This window comes from Cellulophaga sp. BC115SP (genome assembly GCF_009905545.1).
Lineage (GTDB): Bacteria > Bacteroidota > Bacteroidia > Cytophagales > Spirosomataceae > Flectobacillus > Flectobacillus rivi.
Genome location: NZ_JAAALB010000035.1, coordinates 1 through 18,938, shown reverse-complemented (window position 1 = coordinate 18,938; position 18,938 = coordinate 1). Strand labels below are relative to the sequence as shown.

Genomic DNA, 18,938 nt, shown 5'->3' with positions numbered 1-18,938 from the left:
TCTCCTGTTCTGATGCCCAATATCAAGTAGTGGACAATCTATTAGGCATTGAAACACCAAAGAAAAAAGACTCTATCGAAGCGAAACAACTAGTGCAGGAATTGACCAAAATTGATACAGTCCCTGAATTTGGAACGCTGGATTATTTTGATGCGACAGATACAGCATTCGCTAGGTTGGAAGAAAAAACACCTCAAAAACACAACCCATCTACGCCACCAAGAAAACCATACCGAAGACCCAGAGACCGATTGTCCATGCGCTTAGATAGCGAAATAGAAAAAGCCTTTGAAGAGGCAAAAAGAAAGATAGCTCAAATGTACGATTCGACTAACCACTAATATGTTACTACAAGTTAATTATGAGCAAATTTTCACACCTATTATTTTATCTGGAATAGTTGCTCTGGTGGTGTGGATTTTTAGAACTAAAACAGAAGAAACGAAAGAACGCATTGATGCAAGACAGGAAGAGATTAAGCACATTCAAGATAGACTCAATTCCTTAAGTGAGCGATTAGCAGTACTGGAGAAAGATTCTCAAAATCAGCAAAATGGTACAAATGAGTTAAAACAAGCACTTAAAGAACAAAGAGCCGAATTCAATTCTCAATTTAGTAACCTGTCCAGTCAAGTAAGTGAGATTCTTAAACAACTGAAAACATAATGAAAAAACTCATCTTTTGCTTACTATTCGGATTCATTCCGATGTTAGGTTTTTCACAAACCATCCGTCAAGATACCTTATCACCTCCTAGTGTGGTGGTTGTCATCGAGAATAATTACGTATGTGATTCAGCCGATTATCAACCACAAGCACCACGAAATTCCAAGAAGCCAAAGCCTCAAAAAGCTCCAGTAAAAAAGAAGAAATTCATGAAACGAGGTGATTTTTGGTCTAATGTACTCGACCTTACTAAGATTATTGTTCCTGCATTAGTAACCGTTTTAGCTGCTACAGCCAAATAATTATGGAAGAAAAGGAGCTTGTGTCACAAAAATTGCAATACGCTTCCATTATCGTTTCGATGGCTTCGGGTCTGATTTCGATTGTATGGGTTTCCTATCAAGCAGGTATCTTTTTCGGGCTGTGGGGAAAACCTAAACGTAAAACTTATTAAGCAAGTTTTCAGACTTTTACCACAAAAACATCGAAATAAGCGTATTAACGCAACATTTTAAAAATTACAATTGTAAAATGTCCCTAATCTGTCTAAACAAACTAGGTTGGAATGTCGATAAAGTCGCATTCGAAAAAGAGGTTAGGGATATTTGTTCCGATCCGCTAATTCGTATCAAAAACCCCAACTGGTTAACGCTTGTGTTCAATGCAGAATCCAGCATGAAGTATCCAAACGTGAATCGTATTGGTGCGGTAGGGTACATTCAAATTACAAAGTCCACAGCAAAGGATTTGCAAACTACAGTGGATCACTTGAAAACGCTAAGTCCGATTGAGTATCTGTACTATGTTCGCAAATACTTACGAATGCGAGTTAAACAATATGGAGCACCTGATTCAGCCTATGAGCTTTATGCACTGGTGCATTATCCAGTCGCATTCAAAAAGGCTGAGAACTATGTGCTTTATCGAAAGGGCTCAGATGCTTATTCAGGGAATAGCGATTTAGATTACAACGATGATGGTGCAGTTACTGTCAAAGAAATGAATCTGTTCTTTGATAAACGTCTACCACTGCTATATGACAAAGAGTTGCTATTCACTCCTGAAGATACAACGAGAGTTTACGTTGCCGATATAGAACTCAAGTATGTCCTTGCAGGTCTGTTTTTCGGGTTAGCAATGCTGGTTGGGATAGTATATTATTTTAAGAAAAATCAAATCACTAAATACCTGAAAAACCATGTTCTCTTTAGGAAAAAAGAAAGGATTCAGATTTGACGTCGATGAACAAGTAGAGTACATCGGTGAGCTAAAATCAAAAAAAGGTACATACACGATCGTCTCACGTAAACACCAAGATGATAAAGAAGTGTATAAGTGTCAAAAAGGTGCTAAAACAGAACTATTCACGCTCTCGGTCTTGAGAAAAGCCAAAGGGCTAGGCTCTGTAGATAAGCCTCTATCCATTTCAGACGTAGATAAACGAGCCAAGGAGCTTCAACGTCGCTCTGGAGTAAAAGAGGTCAAAAAAGTAACTACGTATAACCTATCTCGTAAGGAGGCAAAAAAGATTGCTTTCCAAGAAGCTAGAAACAAGTAGTTCACCCAATACCTAACCATTCTAAAAATATCATTGGTAGCAAAACCAACATTCCCTAGTTTAAAATTGTCCGTCAATTTTGGCTTTTTGCTACCAATTCATTCCTGGCATTTAGCATTTAAGCACGCCCGGTTATTCTTTTTTGGTAGCAAAACCAAATTTTAAATAAAATGAATAAACTAGCAAAAATTCTCTTAGTCGTTTTAACAGTTCTATTACTTGCTGTTGGAGGATACTATTTCTTAAATCGAAATAAAACGGAGGCAGAAACATTAGCCAAAACGGATGATTCATTCTACCTGCAGTATGCAGACAATGCTGATACCGTACATACTTTCAACATCAATCGTGCGGTAGAAAATAGTTTGGCAATCGGTTTTTCTGGCTTTGCCAATCCAACTGTTGCAGGTACATTTCCGCTTGTTGATGATTCAGATGCATCTAAGTTTAATGCTGCATCACGTCAGAAATGGGCTAATTTCATCAAAGATGTGTTGATGCCAAAGTTTGGCTCTTACGTGGCGCACGCCTCTGAGCTTACGAAAGTTCCCACATGGATGATTTGGGGTATCATGGTAACAGAAATCGACCCAGACAAGCTAGAATTCTCAAAATCTGCTTCAGGCGCAAGAGGTCCTATGCAATTAATGCCAATTACAGCAACAGATACCATCGTAGTAGCTAAGAAGTATAAGAACTATGTCCCTGATGCTCACGAGGCTATTTTGAAGAAAAATTTGGGTGAAACTCGTGCGGAAAAAATCATTGATGCAGTCGATAAGTTTGATAGAAGTCTAGTCGAAATCTCTAAGAAATCAAGCCTAAATGACCTCTACAATGCAGAGTTGAACATCCATATTGGTGCGTTGAAGCTTGCTAACTTACTTGACATTTACGGCGCCGATGATTTAGCTTCTGTGGTCGTTTCTTACAACAAGGGCGATGCAACGGCAAAAACGAAGTATGGTATTGCTGGTAAAAGTTTGAAATATGCACTAGCAAATACGAGTGGTGAGGCGCACGATTACATTCTTCGTACACTAGGCAAACATGGCGGTTTCGATATTGTCACTAACGATTTAGGAATTTTAGTCTAATGTATCTACTGTTCGAAAGCTTCCGCAATCAAGAGTCGTATATCTGGCAAAGGATGATGGCAGTGGGAGGCAAAGGAGAATGGGTTCATTGCGAAATCCTGTTTGACGAAAAAGCTTGGAGAAGAGGTTCTGCATGGCTTACTCAAGGGGTTGGGTTTCGAGAGTTTGAATCCATTGACCCGAAAAGATATGAAGTATATCAAATCGGGTCACAGCATTGGGAAAAAGCCTATCAGTATTTTGTAGAAAACGAAGGGAAAAAGTATGATGCCATCGGTGTGGTTGGTATGGTGTACAAGACTGTACTTCTCGACAACCCTGAGCATAAATTTTGCTCTGAGGTTTGTTATGAAGCACTTACTCAAGCACAATTTCCTTTACCCAAAGTCGATGCTCGATTGATTAGCCCCTTACAGTTAAGAAGGTTAATTAGAGGTCTAGGGTACAAACCACTTGTCTATCAAAATTCATAGGGCTACAACTTTTTTTGATGAAATTCGAAAAGAAAATCACTGTTTTACAGCCACTTAACTAACAACATTTGTAGGGCTACCAATAAAAGTTGTAGCCCTGTTTAACCACTATAAAAATGGCAAAATACTTATATGTAAAGGAGGATGTCGCTTATGCAGAATACTTCATCGCTCCCGATATTTCATCCCTTGCGTATGCAGCCTATTATGGTGCGTATCTTGGTGAACTTACTGGTCGAACTGTTCAAGGAATTTCGGGAGACAAGAATACTTTCTTAGAATTCAAAGCGAAGGATGGTGAAACCTACTATGTCGTAAGTACTCTTCCATACTGGGAAAGCTTAGATAATTTAAAAGACGACAAACCTGTATCTGGAGGAACAAATACCAATACAAATACCAACTCTTCAGGGAACTCTTTTGGAAAAATCCTTGATGTTGCCAAAGGGCTGTTTGGAATCCTTAGCGGTGGAAATAACAAAACGGTTGCTACTGATAACAAAACTGAGACTGGCTCAAGTGAAGAAGATAACGAAGATACGCCTCCTGTTGAAGAGGAAAACAAGTATTTGGTTTTTCTTAAGAAGAATATTGTTTGGTTTCTTCCAACGGTTATCCTAGTTCCCATTTTGCTATTCTGGTTAATTAGATGGGCGATTCGAAAGATGAAGAAACCTCCAATAACACCCCCAATACCTAATGGAGTATAGAAAGATAGCGCTACTGGATAGAACGGGAAAAGTCGATTTCGAATTACTCGAGCAAATTGCTAAGGCTATCCAAATTCAACTCCAACGAGATGTAGCACCCAAATGGGACGTATCGGGTGAGATAAAAGCTTTTCGAAAATTTGCAGAAATACCAGCAGGGTTTTGGACAGTGTCAATCCTTGAAGAAACAGAAAACAAGTTCAACGGAACACATTGGTATGACTCTACCACCTATATTCCTTATGCTCAAGCAAGACTGACCGACTGGGTTACACAAGAATACTCACAAAACCATCTAACAAAGGTTCTTTCTGAGGAAATTATCGAAATGTGTATCGACCCTTATGGGCAAAGAATTGTGAGAGGAAAGGATTTTGAGGATAACACCCAAGAGGTTGAATTCTTAGTTGAACTAGCTGACCCAATAGCAAATCCATCAATTGGCTATTTCATCAATGACATCTTTGTTACCAACTTTATTTATCCGTCCTATTTCAATGTGACGCATATCCAAGGCACAAAATACGACCATTTGGGACTGCTCAAAAAGCCCTTAGACCTCTTTGATAGAAGCTATCAAATCTTTCGTAGAGCTGGGCAATGGTTCAAAGCTTTTATGGTACAGGGGAAAATAGTTGTACGGAAAAGTTCGGAGGGTGTACCCTTAGAAAACGAAGAAAGCAAAAAGGTACTGCAGATAATTATAGGGGTTTTGATTATTGGTTTTCTACTAGTTTTTGCGAGAAGAATATGGAAACGTTTTGGTAGCAAAAACATCAAGCGACAGCTCTTCAAATGATTCCCGGGCTTTACGAATTGGTAGCAAAACCTTAGCGATTATCAACCTTACTCAGGACAAACAAAAAGTATTGGTAGCAACATGAAAAAAAGTAACAAAATCATCAGCATTATAGCCTTTGCCTTGTTCGGAGTGGTAATACTTGCCTTGGTTTTCAAAAAGAAGCTCGTGGAATACATTACCAAGACCTCGCCACAGAAAACCATTAGTGAGCTTACAACGAGTCTTTCTCAGGGAAATCAAGACCTTAAAAAAGAGCTTTTGGAGCTTGTTCAGCAAAAGATTGAAACCTCTACGAAACAGATTGTCAATCAGAATGGCAATAACATCATTTTGAAAGGGATTGGTTGGAAAAGAACAATCGCTATGCAAAATATCGCTAGAGGTCATGTTGTCAGAATTACTGAAAATGCTGGTATCGACCAATGCTATACGTATGACCCACTCGACATTGAAAACTATGGACTTGCCACTGGCATATCATTGCACTCAGCTACAGCTGGTCAAGAATGTTTCGTACAAGTTGAAGGAACGGCTGAGATTCCCGATTGGGGACTTACTCCTAATCAACTCATGTTCATCGGATCCAACGGACAGTTAACTGCTATAGCGCCTACACAAGGGCTTTCGCAATCAGCGGGTAATTCCATTTCAACGGATGAGCTTAATATTAATTTTTCAAATCCAATAATCTTAAACGACGAAGACAATGCCTAAAGACATTCTCTCAAGAGACACCTCATCTGGTAGACAGAAAGTTGTCAAATCAGTGACTACCTCAGCAGGTGCTGGGGATGCTGGTAAATTACCTGAATTAGATGCCTCAGGTAAAGTGGACAAAACCCTTTTACCCACAGTGGTAACAGGTGGTACAGCCTCACAAGCAGCAAAAGTACCCGAATTGAACGGTAGTGGAAAGCTAGACGTATCCTTAATGCCTAATGGTGTTGCCGTGAATAGTGTGATAGTTGTTGCAGCAGAAGCTTTAGCGGCCAACGACATCGTTTCACTTGACAACACAGGTAAAGCCGTTAAAGCTGTTTCAACTTCAACAGCCAAAACAGCGATGGGCTTCGTAAAAGCAGCCGTTGCTGCTTCTGCCAATGCTGAAGTTTTCTTCGGTGGTATCAATGGAGGCTACACGGGACTTACGCCTGGAGCGGATGTATTCTTATCCAACACAGCTGGTTTACCCAAATCAACGACTCCTGTGGCAGGGACTGATACCTATTCACAGGTGATTGGTACGGCTCTAACAGCCAATACCATTCTTTTTGAGATAGGTACACTCGTTACAGAATTGTAAGATGCCCACTGACAAAATTGTAACATGGAATGCAACTGCGGGTAGAGGTAAGGTGAAAACCCTTGCCTTTCTACCTAATGCAGGAACTCTTGACCAAGTTTTGGTCAAGAGTTCATCAGCCGATGGTGATGCTTCGTGGAAAACGCTTTCACAAGCAATGGTCATCTCTGCTCTTTCAGATGGTAGTCTAAGTCCAACTTTAATCGCTCAAAACACCAATAACAAATTCGTTACAGATGCTCAAATATCTACTTGGAATGCCAAAGTTAATACCACTGATTTAGCTAATTATCTTCCACTAGCTGGAGGTTACATGACTGGTTTACTTAGGTTTAATACCTACGGTCAAAACTCCATTGGTAAAGGTACTGGTGATGGTGCTACCACAACCACCTACAATGTAGAAATAGCCTCTTGGTATGGAATTGCTTTCAAGGATACTTGTTACAATACGGTCAGTATCGTATTTGATACCAGAGCGGGAAAAATTCAAGCTAAGAAAATTCAGGTCTCTGATTTCTTCACTGGAGTTGCAGATGTGCCTGTTGTTTCGCTTGCCGATGGAACACTAGCTAAAAAAGCTATTAGCGCAGCTTTTGTGACAGAGGCAACCGATAAGAGATTTGTGACAGATTCTCAAATTTCAAGTTGGAATGCCAAAATATCAGGAATTACCTTAGAAGAAGATGGCACATCAAAATCAACAGGCAATACTGCCATTAACTTTAGTCATGGAGCGTATGCCATCGTCTCAGTAGTAGGTAAAGTTATAAGATATAATGTGGACGTAGTCACAGATAATTCTCGTTGGTTAGACACTGTCACCAATCCTGTAGCAACAAACCTTGTGAAAAGTAAGCTAGATGGCAAAGCAGATTGGGGACATGGACATAGTTGGGACAGTATTTCTGGAAAACCTACTGAGTTCAACCCGACAGGGCACAGTCACCATTGGGATAGCATTTATGGAAAGCCTGGTGCTTTCAATGTACTCATTAAAGAAAATGGAGGAGACAGAAGTGTTGACTCTGCTATTAACTTTTCTAATGGAGCATATAACATCGTTCAGGTGGATGGAAATATCATTCGCTATCACTGTGACGTAGTGACTGATAACTCTCGTTGGGCTGATTGGTGTACCAATCCTATAGCAACCAACCTTATCAAAAGCAAACTTGATGGGAAAGCCGATTGGGGGCATGGACACAGTTGGGATAGCATTTCAGGGAAACCCACAGAGTTTAATCCTACAGGACACAGCCATTATTGGGATAGCATTTTAGGAAAACCAGCAACTTTTAACCCTAGTCCACATGGACACCATTGGAATGAAATTTCAGGCGCTCCACTTTGGGTATCGAACGGATCTGCTTTGATTTCGAACTATATTCTCTACAGCCCACAGGGATGCATTTTTGGAGATATGAGTTCATTTAATAGCATTTTAAGTAATAGCATTACCCTCACTGGTAGTTCCATCAACATCAAAGATATTCCACAAGTATCAAAAAGTAGTGCCCCTAATGGATATTTAACAAAGGATTCTTGGGGCAATGTCATTTTCGTCAACTCATTCAATTAATTATTTTTTTAACACTAAATACTAAACAACAATGTACAAAGCACAATTAGCCCCAAACCCAAAAGGTATCTCTGAAGTAGAAATGAACTACGATGTAATTTCAGAAACAAGACAAACTGCCAACGTCAACTATGTCGAAAAAATTGACATCTCGAAAATCGCAGATACACGCAAATTCCCTCAAGCTGAAGGGATGTCGTCTGTGCCAAAAAGTTGGGATGCTACTACAGACGAGTTCCAAGCATGGTATAATAACCAAGATGTTTTGTTAATCGAAACGATGTTACAATCACTTGGCTTCCAATTCACAGAGATTCAAAAGCTTGATATTACGACTGGACAATATCACATTGTCAAGTCAAATCCTTCAGCTCAGTAATCTCAATCAATTCCATGTTTCAGTTTCATTAAAACAGTAATCTAAAATGTCTAAAATCGCAATCAATTTTGATGTTCCATTCAAAGGGTTTGATGGTCAACCAGTACAAGAGAACGGAAACGTAATCAATTTAGGATACATTCTCTCACAACGCATTGCCTACTCGAATTCACCCAACTCTCAAAAACTCATGTATATCGGATTTCAATTGTACGAGGGTAAAGAAATTTCTCTTGACCCTGTAGATAAAGAAATCCTCAAAAAATTCATCGAGTCAGACGAGGTAATGACCAACATGATTAAGTTCAGACTTTTAGAACTGTTTTAATTCTGTAGCCTTGCGAATGCATTTTCGCAAGGCTTTAAACCTTACAAAAATGGCAGCACAAGCAGGAACAGAATTATTTAGCATACAGCTTAACGGAGCAATATGTTATGAAAACAGGTCTGGCTTCCCCAGTGAGCTTGTTACCGTTAAAACATTTTACGGTCAGGCAGGTGGAGCGGCAGAACCTCCCAAAACAAAACTATATCTCTCTGGAGAGAGAATAGGTGTAACTCTTGGTGAAACGAAAGCTGTTGGAAATAAACTCTATTATAAACTTAAAATCACTACCCAAAGGCGGGAAAAAGGTGGTTGGTTTGATTTAGGGGCGGGAGTTTATAATAACGAAGAAAGTGAGGCTTGGGTACTCTCTACTGACGTGACAGACGATAAACAAGAAGCTGACAAGTTATTAAACGAGAGAGTAAATGCCAAACAGGTTGCTAAAGATAAAGCAACCCAGAAAGTCTTAGATACAATCGATGACAATGAAAACTCCTTCGCAGGTACAGAAGGAAATAGCGATAATACACAATCTCTCAATGTCACAAAGCTACTAGCGATTGTTTTAGGTTTCATTGCTATTATCATCATGGGAGTCCTTCTATTCAAGTCAAAAAACAGGGAGCAAATTCAATTAGCAGGTAAAAAACACTATGGGGTTCTCAAAACAAAGTGGAAACAGCTCTTCAACTAACCAGAAGACAACCACATCAAATAGCTCAAGCAATTCGAGCACCAATAATCAAACGGCATTAAGTAGCTTACTTGGAAGTGGCTTTGACACCTCAAGCAATATCAGTGTAGGAATGAGCGCTGACCCAGTATCTGCAATTGTAGGCTCAGTCTCAGGTGTAGTTCAAGCCTTTGTCAATGCCGATTCTAAAAAAGAGGTTGCTAGACTCCAAGTAGAAGCAGAACAACTTCAAGTAGAGGCTGAAGATGCCAAAGCCGACCAAGAGTTATACAAGGTTTTACAAGAAAAAGTCAAGACCAAACAACAGCAATTGCAAACTGCAGCGGATAAAGCCAAACAAACAGCCACCAACAATATGCTGATTTTCTTGGGTGTTCTTGTCTTTGCCTTGGGAATCATCTTTGTCGTATTCAAGTACTTATTCGGTTCTAAACCTAAGCAAGCCACTATCACACCAAAACCAACCACGACCAATGTTCAAGCTATTCAAACTAGTTGAGATTTACAATAAGCTTAAAAGCCAGACCTATTTCTTTCATTCAAGAAACCAAAAAGTATCCTTAGTTATTCAGGATGCCAGAGTTACACAGGTTTTATTCAACAGACCAAACCCAAGTCCAGACGATATCAAGGACGCCATCAACCAAGGTGCAGAGCAGATTGAATCAGAAGTCAAAAAAACCTTTGGGCTGTAATGGACACACAACGGGCGTTCATCAATTTGTTTGCAAGCTTCTATCGTCTTGGATTTTCAGAAGCACAATCCTGCTCAGAAATGGGTGAGCAGGATTTTAGTGCTCAGTCGATTCTCAGGGCGCAGGAGTTCTACCAAAATAACCAACCACTCATTGATAATTTAGGTATTTATGCCTTTCTATATGAATCAGAGCTTACTTTTACAACAGCCAAAAAAGAATGATTATATCGAATTAATAAATTATTCGGGGGATGCTACTTTCAACCTAATCACACAAAATCTCATTCCAAAATCAGTTGAACAAACCACCGCTGTAGCTAATCAATTTAAACCTTACAGAAGTGTTGTTCTTTGTCAAAAAATTTACGAGTTTTGTAGAGCGTATATCAATTACCGTTTCGATAAAGAAGGTACTGAACAAATCAGATTACCAAGACGTACTTGGGCAGATAGACAAAAGGGCGTAGACTGCGAAGATTTTACCATTTTCATCTCTTCTATTTTACACAATCTCAAAGTTAATCATACCATCAAAATGGTTGATTTTGGGCAAGGATGGCAACATATTTATGTGGTTGTTGGAGACATAGTACTCGACCCTGTTCAAGATAAATTCAATTATGAGGACTCTTACGAAATAGCTCGTGAATATGACTTTAAGGTCTCCCAACTTGGCTCAATTGGTAGAAGCTTGAGCATATCTTCGGGTGAAAAAGAATTTGTTCAGCAGGTTCAGCTTGAGCTTGAGCGAAATGAAAAACATAACAAACGAAGTATTGAAAAACTTGCTAGTAAATTTGGCATCACTGACAAAACGGACATTAAAGAACTCACCGAATTAGCCATTGTCAATGTTTGTAGAAAGATTGCTAATGATAAGAATACAAGTGACTATGAAAAGTACCTTAGTATTCTTGAAACCTACAGAAATCAGGTCATTCTTTCACATAGAACCAGTATTTCGATTTTACTACAACAGTATTCTACAGCCTCCCCTATTGCATTTTTGGCTGGATTGTATGTAAAAAATGGAGCACAACATTATCAAGGTCAGATATTTGAACCAACAGCAGGTAACGGCATGATGACCATCGCTTTTCGACCAGAGCAATGCACTGTCAACGAAATTGATGATACCCGATATAAGAATTTATTAACTCAAGGTTTTAGAAAAGCAACACAAATCAATGCTATCTATAATACCCCAAACGAGAAGTTTGATGGAGTCATTACAAACCCTCCATTTGGGGCAGTTGACCCAAGGGATTATTTAAAGATTGACAATAAATACATTCTTAAAGACCTTGACCATATTCTTAGCTATTATGCGCTTAACAATTTGAAATCTGATGGTCGATGTGCCATTATCATCGGTGGCCACACACATTACGATAGTGAAGGAAGGGTTCAGGCAGGGAAAAATAGAGTTTTCCTAAGTTATCTATACCGCTATTTTAAGGTAGATGACGTAATTAACATTAATGGCGACCTTTACTCAAGACAAGGAACGAGCTTTGATATACGGCTTATTCTTATTTCGGGTGTAAAACAAATACCTGAGGGCTTTGCACCTCTCAAGGAGCAAGCCAGAAGTGAAGTAATCAATACTTTCGAAGAGCTTTACGAAAGAGTTACATCCAACTTTAGCCAAGAAACAACTAGCACTCTCAAAATTAAATATAAATATAGACTAAGGCTTCAATTACAGGCAAAGTCACTTTCATCAGTACTACATGAAAAAAACTAAAAAATCATTGATGGGTATTGCCCTTGGCATGAAGTACCCTGTACTTTCTCAGGGACAATCTCTCGATGTGGACACACCCGACTCGATGGGTTTTGAAATCAATCAAGCACTACAAAATCTCAAACAAGCCATAGGCGGTGACGTAGATGCCTTCGTCCAAGGTCGTTTGAAATACCTCACCAAGGCTGCTCTTTACAAAGCTTTGTCTGCTGAGCAAATTGATGCTGTAGCACTTGCCATCTACAACATTGAAGCAAAAAACCAAGGCATTATTATCGCTGACCAGACAGGTATCGGAAAGGGGCGTATCGCTGCTGCAATGATTAGATATGCTACAAAACAAGGATATAGACCCGTCTTTATTACGGAGAAACCAAACCTGTTTTCTGATTTGTATCGAGACATGGACGACATTGGAAGCAAATCGCTAAATCCTTTTATTGTAAATGCTCGTGATTCAAAGACGCAAATCAAAGACCGAAACGGGGACTTGCTGTATGCTCCACCCATGAAACCTGAACAAGATAGAATCATCAAGTCAGGAATTCTTCCAAGAGAATATGACCTTGTAATGCTGACCTACTCTCAGGTATCAGACTCAAAAGGCTCTCCCAAGATTGAATTCTTGGACAATGTAGCAAAGGGTTCAATTTTGATTCTTGATGAAGCTCATAACGCTTCAGGGGTATCCAATACTGGTCAAATTCTAATGAGTGTATGTGCGCAAGCCAAAGGGGTTACGTTTCTTTCAGCCACCTTTGCGAAAAGACCTGATAACATGCCTTTGTATGCCATGAAAACTTGTATTTCAGAAGCTGCCATTGATACAGAATCTCTCGTAAGTGCCTTCAAGCAAGGTGGTGTGGCACTTCAAGAAGTTGTAGCATCTCAATTGGCTAGTCAGGGGCAACTTATTCGTCGTGAGCGCTTGTATGAAGGTATAGAGGTTAACTATATCAACCTTGAGAAAAACGCTTTAAGAGATAGAAAAATAGCAGACGAGTTTACAGAAATTGTTAGAGACATCATTATTTTCCAGAAGGAGTACATTATTCCTGAAGTACAACAACTTGACAAGGAAGTTCGTGATATTCAAGCTCAAGCAATTATTGAGAATGGTACTAAACGTGCTGGTGTTGATGCCTCTCCCGCCTTTTCAAAGGTGTTTATGTTAGTCAATCAAATGCTATTTGCACTCAAAGCCGATGATGTGGCAAACCGTGCTATTTTGAGATTGAAAGAGGGTAAAAAGCCTGTCATTGCTTTTTCATCGACTATGGGGTCTTTCTTAGAAAATATGGAGGATGAAGAAGGTACAATGGTTTCAGATGGCTCTACCATTTCAGCTTCATTTAGTAATGTTCTACTCAAGTCCCTTAATGCGGTTCTAACGTATTCTATCAAGGATGAGGTGGGGAAACACCATAAAAATGCTTTCGATATTGAAGCCATGTCCATGGATGCCCGTGATGAGTATTTTCGTATTTTCAATAAAATACAAAATGCTTCACGCTCGCTTTGTATTTCGCCAATTGACTACATCAAGCAAAAAATCGAAGCTTATGGCTATAAGGTGGCTGAGGTTACTGGACGTAAATTGGAAGTAAATCTCGCCATCAATTTCAACAATATATCTCTTAATGGTCTTGGTGAAAGATTGTCTGAAAAAACTACTCAAAATTTTGTCGGTGTTGTTTCCAGAAGAAAAGCGGAAAATGTAAATGATGCCTTTCGCAAATTCAATGACAATGACATAGATGTCTTGATGATTAACCAGAGTGGTTCTACTGGTGCTTCAGCCCATGCTATCATTACTGCTAAAGTACCTGCGGACAAGGTTAAACAAAGAGTAATGATTGTTCTACAAGCTGAATTGGACATTAATACAGAGGTACAAAAAAGAGGTAGAATTAACAGAACAGGTCAGATTAAGAAGCCTATTTACGATTACCTAATTTCAAGTATTCCTGCTGAAAAAAGACTCATGATGATGCTTCAAAAGAAGCTAAAATCATTGGATGCCAATACCACCGCCAATCAGAAAAACTCTGAATCTTTGATGAAATCAGAAGATTTTTTGAATAAGTATGGCGATGAGATTGTGTTTAAATACATGCAAGAGAATACAGAGCTTTGCTTGCAACTTGATGACCCTCTGAACCTATTCGAAGAAGGTAAAGACCCCATCCAAGTTGGAGCAGCAAGTAAGGTTTCTGGTCGAGTGGCAGTATTACCAGTACTTGAACAGGAAAAGTTTTATGCTGAAATTTTAGAACGCTACCAAGAACATATCAAACAGTTAATCGAAGATGACAAGTTTGACCTTGAGGTTGAAACTCAGGACTTGCGTGCTAAAACATTGGAAAGAACTATCGTCCAAGTAGGTACAGGAGGTAGAAGCCCATTTTCTGACAATACTTTTATCGAACGTTGTGAGGTAAATGTATTAAGAAAACCCATGAGTGTCTCTGAGTTACACGACGAGTTGAAAGCATCATTAGATGGTAAAAGACCTGAGCAAATTACTCAAGAGATGATTCAACAGGCTGAAAATTCTTTTGCTCTCATTCTTAAAAGAGACATTGAGAAAATAGAGAAAAGTTATGCTTTGAAAAGAGAAAGGATTACTTCAGAGAAAGCATACCAAGAAAAAGCAGAAAAAGGACTTCCTGCTGCTTTAGATTCTTATGTTCAGGGCAGGTTAATTGAGCTAGAAGAATCTGAGGAGTCATCCATCAATGACTGTAAAAGAAAATCGGCAAATGAGTTATCTTACGTTAAAGAAATTGTAAGTTTCTTCCAAGTTGGAATGCCTCTACTATTTCCAGAAAATAATTACGAAAATGGAAGCGTAACTAGAGTATTAGCCACCTGCTTAGGATTCAGAATTAATCCAACAAAAGATAAACCTTTTTCGCCATCCAATATTGGGCTTCGTATTGCAATAGCTTCCTCGAGAAGATTACTCTCATTCCCGTCCATCTCAGGAAGTAATTCGGAAAGGATTTTTTCTATCAAAGGGACTTCGCAAAAAATGCCTCAAAATTACTCTTTCGTAAGGGAACTTTTACCTAAATGGGAGACTGCTATATCGAATAACTCAAAAAATAGAAGCATTCGTTATATCGTAACAGGTAATTTGATACAAGCATACCGTAATGATAATTTTTCAGGGCGATTAGTTCAGTTTACCACTCTTGAAAATAAAGTGAGAAAAGGAATTCTCCTTCCTGAAAACTACATTCAAAAAGTAAGTAAAACCTCGTCACAGAAAGTAAGTGTACCTATCAATAAGTGCTTGAAGGTTGTTTCAAGTATTTCGACCAACCAATCGTTACAATGTTCTAACACATTGTCTATTTTCAAAAAGGATCCTTATCACTTTAAACTGGTTGTTTCAGCTAGTAAGCAGGTGGCTGGAAATGTGTACTTAGATGAGGACATTCTTGCTTCTGTTGTTGGAAACACTTTCGAAAAGGTTTCTGCTACCATGACAGCATTAGTCCATGTCAGCAACCTAAGTAGAGTCCTCAATACTTTAGGGAGCAAACTGAAAGTAAGTGCTGAGCTAAGCCCTGAGCAATTTAAAATAATTGCTAATGAAGTAACCCTAGAAAACCAGTTTAGTGATGAGCTTCAGGAACTACCAGTATTTAACAGTCCAACTTTAGTACAGGAGCAACCGAAGAATGATGATGCGAAAAGAGTTCTAACCCTCAAGTATAAATATCGTTTGAGATTGCAGTTACAAATCCTTGAAAGAAACAAGCTTTTACAAAATGGTTAACGATAGCACAATAGGTAAACTCCCCCTTTCTCTATACAGTCAAAGAGAAAGGTTTTTGGTAGCGCTTTGGAAATACTTTAAAAGTACTGGAATCACTGGTGATAAAATCGTTGGAAATGCGATTCCCTTCTTGAGTGTCCAAGAACTAGCTGACTATATCAGAAAAAACTTTGAGGTCAACTCTGTTGAGTCTGTTTTTGATGCTAGTATTCTTAAACTGAAAGTTACGCTAAGTGACAACTCATCGGTTACCTTCAATCCGTATCGACTCTCAAACTTGATTTATAGAATCGAAGGAGAAGAAGCTCTTAAGCCAGAACCTAATGAATTGATTAGTACAACTAATCCTAAGTTTATGAAATTCATGGCAAAGTTTCTCGACCAGAGTTCCATATCACAAGACTACGGAATATGCTTTTCAGATGATGGGGTATTTAGTGCGAATCTTTTTTCCATGATTTGGATACACAACAAGGGTTCACAAAGAGGGCATTATACTGAGTATGGTCTCAAGCTCGATGCGAAGTGGCCACCCAACTACTTAAGAGGTGTACCAGACATTGAAAAACATACTTTTGGAATCAATGTCGCTGAGTTGCTCAGTATCGTCGAAAAGCTCAACAGAATCGATGTTGCTGAAGAAGTTGAACACCCAAGAATCACTATTTCAGGAACTAGATTTAGCGTTCGAGTCAACTCCAGCACCAATCTGAAATGGGCAGAAGGAATACAGACCAGTGGGCATTTTGTCCCACCTTCTGAAACCAATAGCGTCACTTTAATCAATACGACTATTCTACCGATTTTAAAGTTGCTTAAATCACAACAGGTAAAATATATCTACCTCAAGGTGAATCGTCAAAAAATTGTGAGGATTGATGTCAATCTCAAAGATTTTGGAGATGCTACCATTATTTTTTCTCAAAAAGCGGAATTGGATAAAGTAGAGAAAAAGGACGAGAAAGACCCTAAAATTATCTCGAAGAAATACACCTACCGATTAAGATTACAACTCCAGCAAATGGAATTACAAAAACTTAAATAATAACATTCACTCTCAAAATAAATAACATGAATACTTCAAAAAATATCACATTAGTAAAAAGTATTACCCCTTCTCAATTAGCTCAACTAGACAAAGTCTCACAAGAGAACTATCAACTACTAAAGGAAGATACTGAGGGCTTTTCGGATTTTGATACTTTGTTTTCAATTTCAACGGAAGCAGAAGAAACCCTTGACGCACTAATTCAAACCGCAGAAGCAGTAGGTATTTTCCAAAAACAGGAAAAGCCAAAATCTACAACTTCAAAAACTCCAAGTAAGAAAAAAGCCACCAACACAGTGGACAAAAGAGCTCAACAGAAGGTCGAGAAACAAACCTTGGAAAGAGATAATCTTGAGAAGGAAGTGGAAGAGCTCAAGGCAACTGTCATTTCAAACTCTCAATTCAAAGAGAAGATAGCAGCAGAATTAAGAAGATTTTTGAAAGTGAGCCAAACGGGATTATCAGGAGTATTGACCAAGAATCAAAAAGAGTTAACCTTGGAAGAGCAAATTCAAATTCTGAAAGGCAAAAGAAAATTCTATAAGAATCTCATCAAAGGAGATACCTCAGATTTCAAAGCCATTGCCTTACGTGTGGGATTAGATTTCAAAAAGTCACAACCAAAACCTAAGAAGCAAAATCTGTCAGGTGTTCCTCAAACCATTTCAGGTACAAAGAAAAACGCCTCATTAATTGATAGATTCAAGCATTGGTGGGATAATTAATCTTGCTACCAAAAATGAAAAACCGGGCATGAATTAAAAGTGAATACCAGGAACGAATTGGTAGCAAAAAACAACATCATACGGACAATATATAGCTTGAGGATTTGTGTTTTGCTACCAGTTTGAATGTTATTATGCTTTTGACATTTATCGTTGTACTCTATAATAAAACTTAGTGGTTTGACCTTTTTTATAATTGTTGTTTATAAATCTGGAATTATTAAAGTAAGAAACAAAGTTGAGGGAGTCCAGACTTAAAAATACATCATCTCTGTGATTGTATAAAGAGTCTCCCATAACTATAATATCAACATCTATCGTTTCTTTAGGGATAATGACAGACATGGTACAATTACCGTTAGTATCAGTTTGAGCATGAATAGAAAAAGAATCTAGAAAACTGAATAAACCTATTCGCTTGGTACCCAAAAAGGCAAATCTAAAATCTTTTATAGGTCTACCTTTGGTATCTGTAACATTCAGTTTAACGGTTGTTGGAGTTGTAATTTCTTCTTCACAAGAGGATAGTGATAACAAAAGAAGAATAGCGAGTGATTTAAGAATTGTAGATTTCATGAGAAATATTTAGGATAAGGTTAAAACCAATGTATAGAAATTTCTGAAACGTGAAATTTTCATAGAAGTTTATAATTTGTCTAGGAGCTTATGCACTCTCACAATTTAATGTATTTAACTCTGAAACAACAATTCTCACAGGCAATATTTAACCAAAGAGTTTGTGTTTTGAAGCTTGAATTAATTGTGCACAAAATCAACAAAACAAGTAAAATGAAACTTTGGTAATTGGTACAAGTTTTATTTCGATTTTATAAGGATTAAATAAGACTAATATAATGCAAAGTTCATGTACCAATTAAGGGTCGATTAAAGTACAAAGTATTACAAATAAAAAAGCCCTCCAGTAAAACCGAAGGACTTTCTAATTAATAGTTCTACACCTATTATATATAAAAACGAATTAACTCAAACATCGTCACACTAATGACAAATTTTTATTTTTTGGTAGCAAAAATATAATGGCCAGTCAGTCTGCTGATAACAGAATAAGTCGTTTTTACTACCAAAAATTTCTCAAGCTTTGTCTGAGCAGAGCGATATCAGGAATGATAAAACTAACTATTGCTACCAAAACCACTAAAATGAAAAAGACGCTACTCATTATCGCAATTATTGTATTAGCAGTAATTACCTACTTCATTGGAAAATCGAAGGGATGGTGGAATTTATTTTCTAGCTCCACAAATCCTTCAACAAACAAATCAAGTAAATCGAATGCTTTGACCAAAATATCCAATAAAATCAGAGCCATTGACACAACAGT

The 18,938-nt window shown here is 38.3% G+C and carries 25 protein-coding genes; 24 read left to right on the top strand and 1 reads right to left on the bottom strand.

Features of this window, described 5'->3' with window-relative positions:
• Window positions 1-29: 29 nt before the first annotated feature.
• From GVN22_RS20070 to GVN22_RS19960, 23 genes are all read left to right on the top strand, one after another.
• Complete coding sequence (locus GVN22_RS20070) at window positions 30-341, top strand: hypothetical protein (RefSeq protein WP_166552800.1); 312 nt, start codon at window positions 30-32, stop codon at window positions 339-341.
• Between the two features lies 1 nt (window position 342).
• Complete coding sequence (locus tag GVN22_RS20065) at window positions 343-666, top strand: hypothetical protein (RefSeq protein WP_166552799.1); 324 nt, start codon at window positions 343-345, stop codon at window positions 664-666.
• Window positions 666-968: a hypothetical protein gene (locus GVN22_RS20060; RefSeq protein ID WP_166552798.1), complete on the top strand. Its 303-nt coding sequence runs from the start codon at window positions 666-668 to the stop codon at window positions 966-968. Before GVN22_RS20065 ends, GVN22_RS20060 begins: the two co-directional genes overlap by 1 nt.
• 2 nt (window positions 969-970) lie before the next feature.
• Window positions 971-1,120, top strand: a complete 150-nt coding sequence (locus GVN22_RS20055; RefSeq protein ID WP_166552797.1) for a hypothetical protein — start codon at window positions 971-973, stop codon at window positions 1,118-1,120.
• A 77-nt stretch (window positions 1,121-1,197) separates the two neighbouring features.
• Complete coding sequence (locus tag GVN22_RS20050; RefSeq protein ID WP_166552796.1) at window positions 1,198-1,902, top strand: transglycosylase SLT domain-containing protein; 705 nt, start codon at window positions 1,198-1,200, stop codon at window positions 1,900-1,902.
• The gene (locus GVN22_RS20045; protein ID WP_166552795.1) at window positions 1,865-2,224 is read left to right on the top strand and encodes a hypothetical protein; all 360 of its coding nucleotides are present in this window, start codon (window positions 1,865-1,867) and stop codon (window positions 2,222-2,224) included. Before GVN22_RS20050 ends, GVN22_RS20045 begins: the two co-directional genes overlap by 38 nt.
• 170 nt (window positions 2,225-2,394) lie before the next feature.
• Window positions 2,395-3,321, top strand: a complete 927-nt coding sequence (locus GVN22_RS20040; RefSeq protein WP_166552794.1) for a transglycosylase SLT domain-containing protein — start codon at window positions 2,395-2,397, stop codon at window positions 3,319-3,321.
• A complete protein-coding gene (locus GVN22_RS20035) occupies window positions 3,321-3,794 on the top strand; it encodes a hypothetical protein (protein WP_166552793.1) in 474 nt (157 codons plus the stop codon). Before GVN22_RS20040 ends, GVN22_RS20035 begins: the two co-directional genes overlap by 1 nt.
• A 116-nt stretch (window positions 3,795-3,910) precedes the next feature.
• Window positions 3,911-4,504 carry a hypothetical protein gene (locus GVN22_RS20030; RefSeq protein ID WP_166552792.1) on the top strand — a complete coding sequence of 198 codons (594 nt, stop codon included), beginning with the start codon at window positions 3,911-3,913 and terminating at the stop codon, window positions 4,502-4,504.
• Window positions 4,494-5,303: a hypothetical protein gene (locus GVN22_RS20025; RefSeq protein WP_166552791.1), complete on the top strand. Its 810-nt coding sequence runs from the start codon at window positions 4,494-4,496 to the stop codon at window positions 5,301-5,303. Before GVN22_RS20030 ends, GVN22_RS20025 begins: the two co-directional genes overlap by 11 nt.
• Before the next feature lie 81 nt (window positions 5,304-5,384).
• The gene (locus tag GVN22_RS20020) at window positions 5,385-6,020 is read left to right on the top strand and encodes a hypothetical protein (protein ID WP_166552790.1); all 636 of its coding nucleotides are present in this window, start codon (window positions 5,385-5,387) and stop codon (window positions 6,018-6,020) included.
• Window positions 6,013-6,609, top strand: coding sequence for a hypothetical protein (locus GVN22_RS20015; RefSeq protein ID WP_166552789.1), 597 nt, complete (start codon window positions 6,013-6,015; stop codon window positions 6,607-6,609). Before GVN22_RS20020 ends, GVN22_RS20015 begins: the two co-directional genes overlap by 8 nt.
• A 1-nt stretch (window position 6,610) precedes the next feature.
• A complete protein-coding gene (locus GVN22_RS20010) occupies window positions 6,611-8,191 on the top strand; it encodes a tail fiber protein (protein WP_166552788.1) in 1,581 nt (526 codons plus the stop codon).
• A gap of 31 nt (window positions 8,192-8,222) precedes the next feature.
• Window positions 8,223-8,570 (top strand): hypothetical protein, encoded by a 348-nt coding sequence (locus GVN22_RS20005; protein ID WP_166552787.1) that lies wholly within the window; start codon window positions 8,223-8,225, stop codon window positions 8,568-8,570.
• Between the two features lie 46 nt (window positions 8,571-8,616).
• On the top strand, window positions 8,617-8,898 hold the full coding sequence (locus tag GVN22_RS20000; RefSeq protein ID WP_166552786.1) for a hypothetical protein: 282 nt from the start codon (window positions 8,617-8,619) through the stop codon (window positions 8,896-8,898).
• A gap of 49 nt (window positions 8,899-8,947) precedes the next feature.
• Window positions 8,948-9,592 carry a hypothetical protein gene (locus GVN22_RS19995; RefSeq protein WP_166552785.1) on the top strand — a complete coding sequence of 215 codons (645 nt, stop codon included), beginning with the start codon at window positions 8,948-8,950 and terminating at the stop codon, window positions 9,590-9,592.
• A complete protein-coding gene (locus GVN22_RS19990) occupies window positions 9,552-10,091 on the top strand; it encodes a hypothetical protein (RefSeq protein ID WP_166552784.1) in 540 nt (179 codons plus the stop codon). The genes GVN22_RS19995 and GVN22_RS19990 overlap by 41 nt, the downstream gene beginning before the upstream one ends.
• Entirely contained in the window at window positions 10,066-10,287 is a 222-nt protein-coding gene (locus GVN22_RS19985; protein ID WP_166552783.1) for a hypothetical protein, read from the top strand. The genes GVN22_RS19990 and GVN22_RS19985 overlap by 26 nt, the downstream gene beginning before the upstream one ends.
• Window positions 10,287-10,511, top strand: a complete 225-nt coding sequence (locus GVN22_RS19980) for a hypothetical protein (RefSeq protein WP_166552782.1) — start codon at window positions 10,287-10,289, stop codon at window positions 10,509-10,511. Before GVN22_RS19985 ends, GVN22_RS19980 begins: the two co-directional genes overlap by 1 nt.
• A complete protein-coding gene (locus tag GVN22_RS19975; protein ID WP_166552781.1) occupies window positions 10,471-12,036 on the top strand; it encodes a hypothetical protein in 1,566 nt (521 codons plus the stop codon). The genes GVN22_RS19980 and GVN22_RS19975 overlap by 41 nt, the downstream gene beginning before the upstream one ends.
• Window positions 12,023-15,823, top strand: coding sequence for a strawberry notch-like NTP hydrolase domain-containing protein (locus GVN22_RS19970; RefSeq protein WP_166552780.1), 3,801 nt, complete (start codon window positions 12,023-12,025; stop codon window positions 15,821-15,823). Before GVN22_RS19975 ends, GVN22_RS19970 begins: the two co-directional genes overlap by 14 nt.
• Complete coding sequence (locus GVN22_RS19965) at window positions 15,816-16,868, top strand: hypothetical protein (RefSeq protein ID WP_166552779.1); 1,053 nt, start codon at window positions 15,816-15,818, stop codon at window positions 16,866-16,868. Before GVN22_RS19970 ends, GVN22_RS19965 begins: the two co-directional genes overlap by 8 nt.
• Window positions 16,869-16,894: 26 nt before the next feature.
• The gene (locus tag GVN22_RS19960) at window positions 16,895-17,596 is read left to right on the top strand and encodes a hypothetical protein (RefSeq protein WP_166552778.1); all 702 of its coding nucleotides are present in this window, start codon (window positions 16,895-16,897) and stop codon (window positions 17,594-17,596) included.
• Window positions 17,597-17,743: 147 nt separating this feature from the next.
• Here GVN22_RS19960 and GVN22_RS19955 read toward each other — a convergent pair whose 3' ends face one another.
• Window positions 17,744-18,172 carry a hypothetical protein gene (locus tag GVN22_RS19955; protein WP_166552777.1) on the bottom strand — a complete coding sequence of 143 codons (429 nt, stop codon included), beginning with the start codon at window positions 18,170-18,172 and terminating at the stop codon, window positions 17,744-17,746.
• A 548-nt stretch (window positions 18,173-18,720) separates the two neighbouring features.
• Between GVN22_RS19955 and GVN22_RS19950 the strand changes: the two genes are divergently transcribed.
• Window positions 18,721-18,938, top strand: a 218-nt coding sequence (locus GVN22_RS19950) for a hypothetical protein (RefSeq protein WP_166552776.1), incomplete at its 3' end; no start/stop codon positions are given.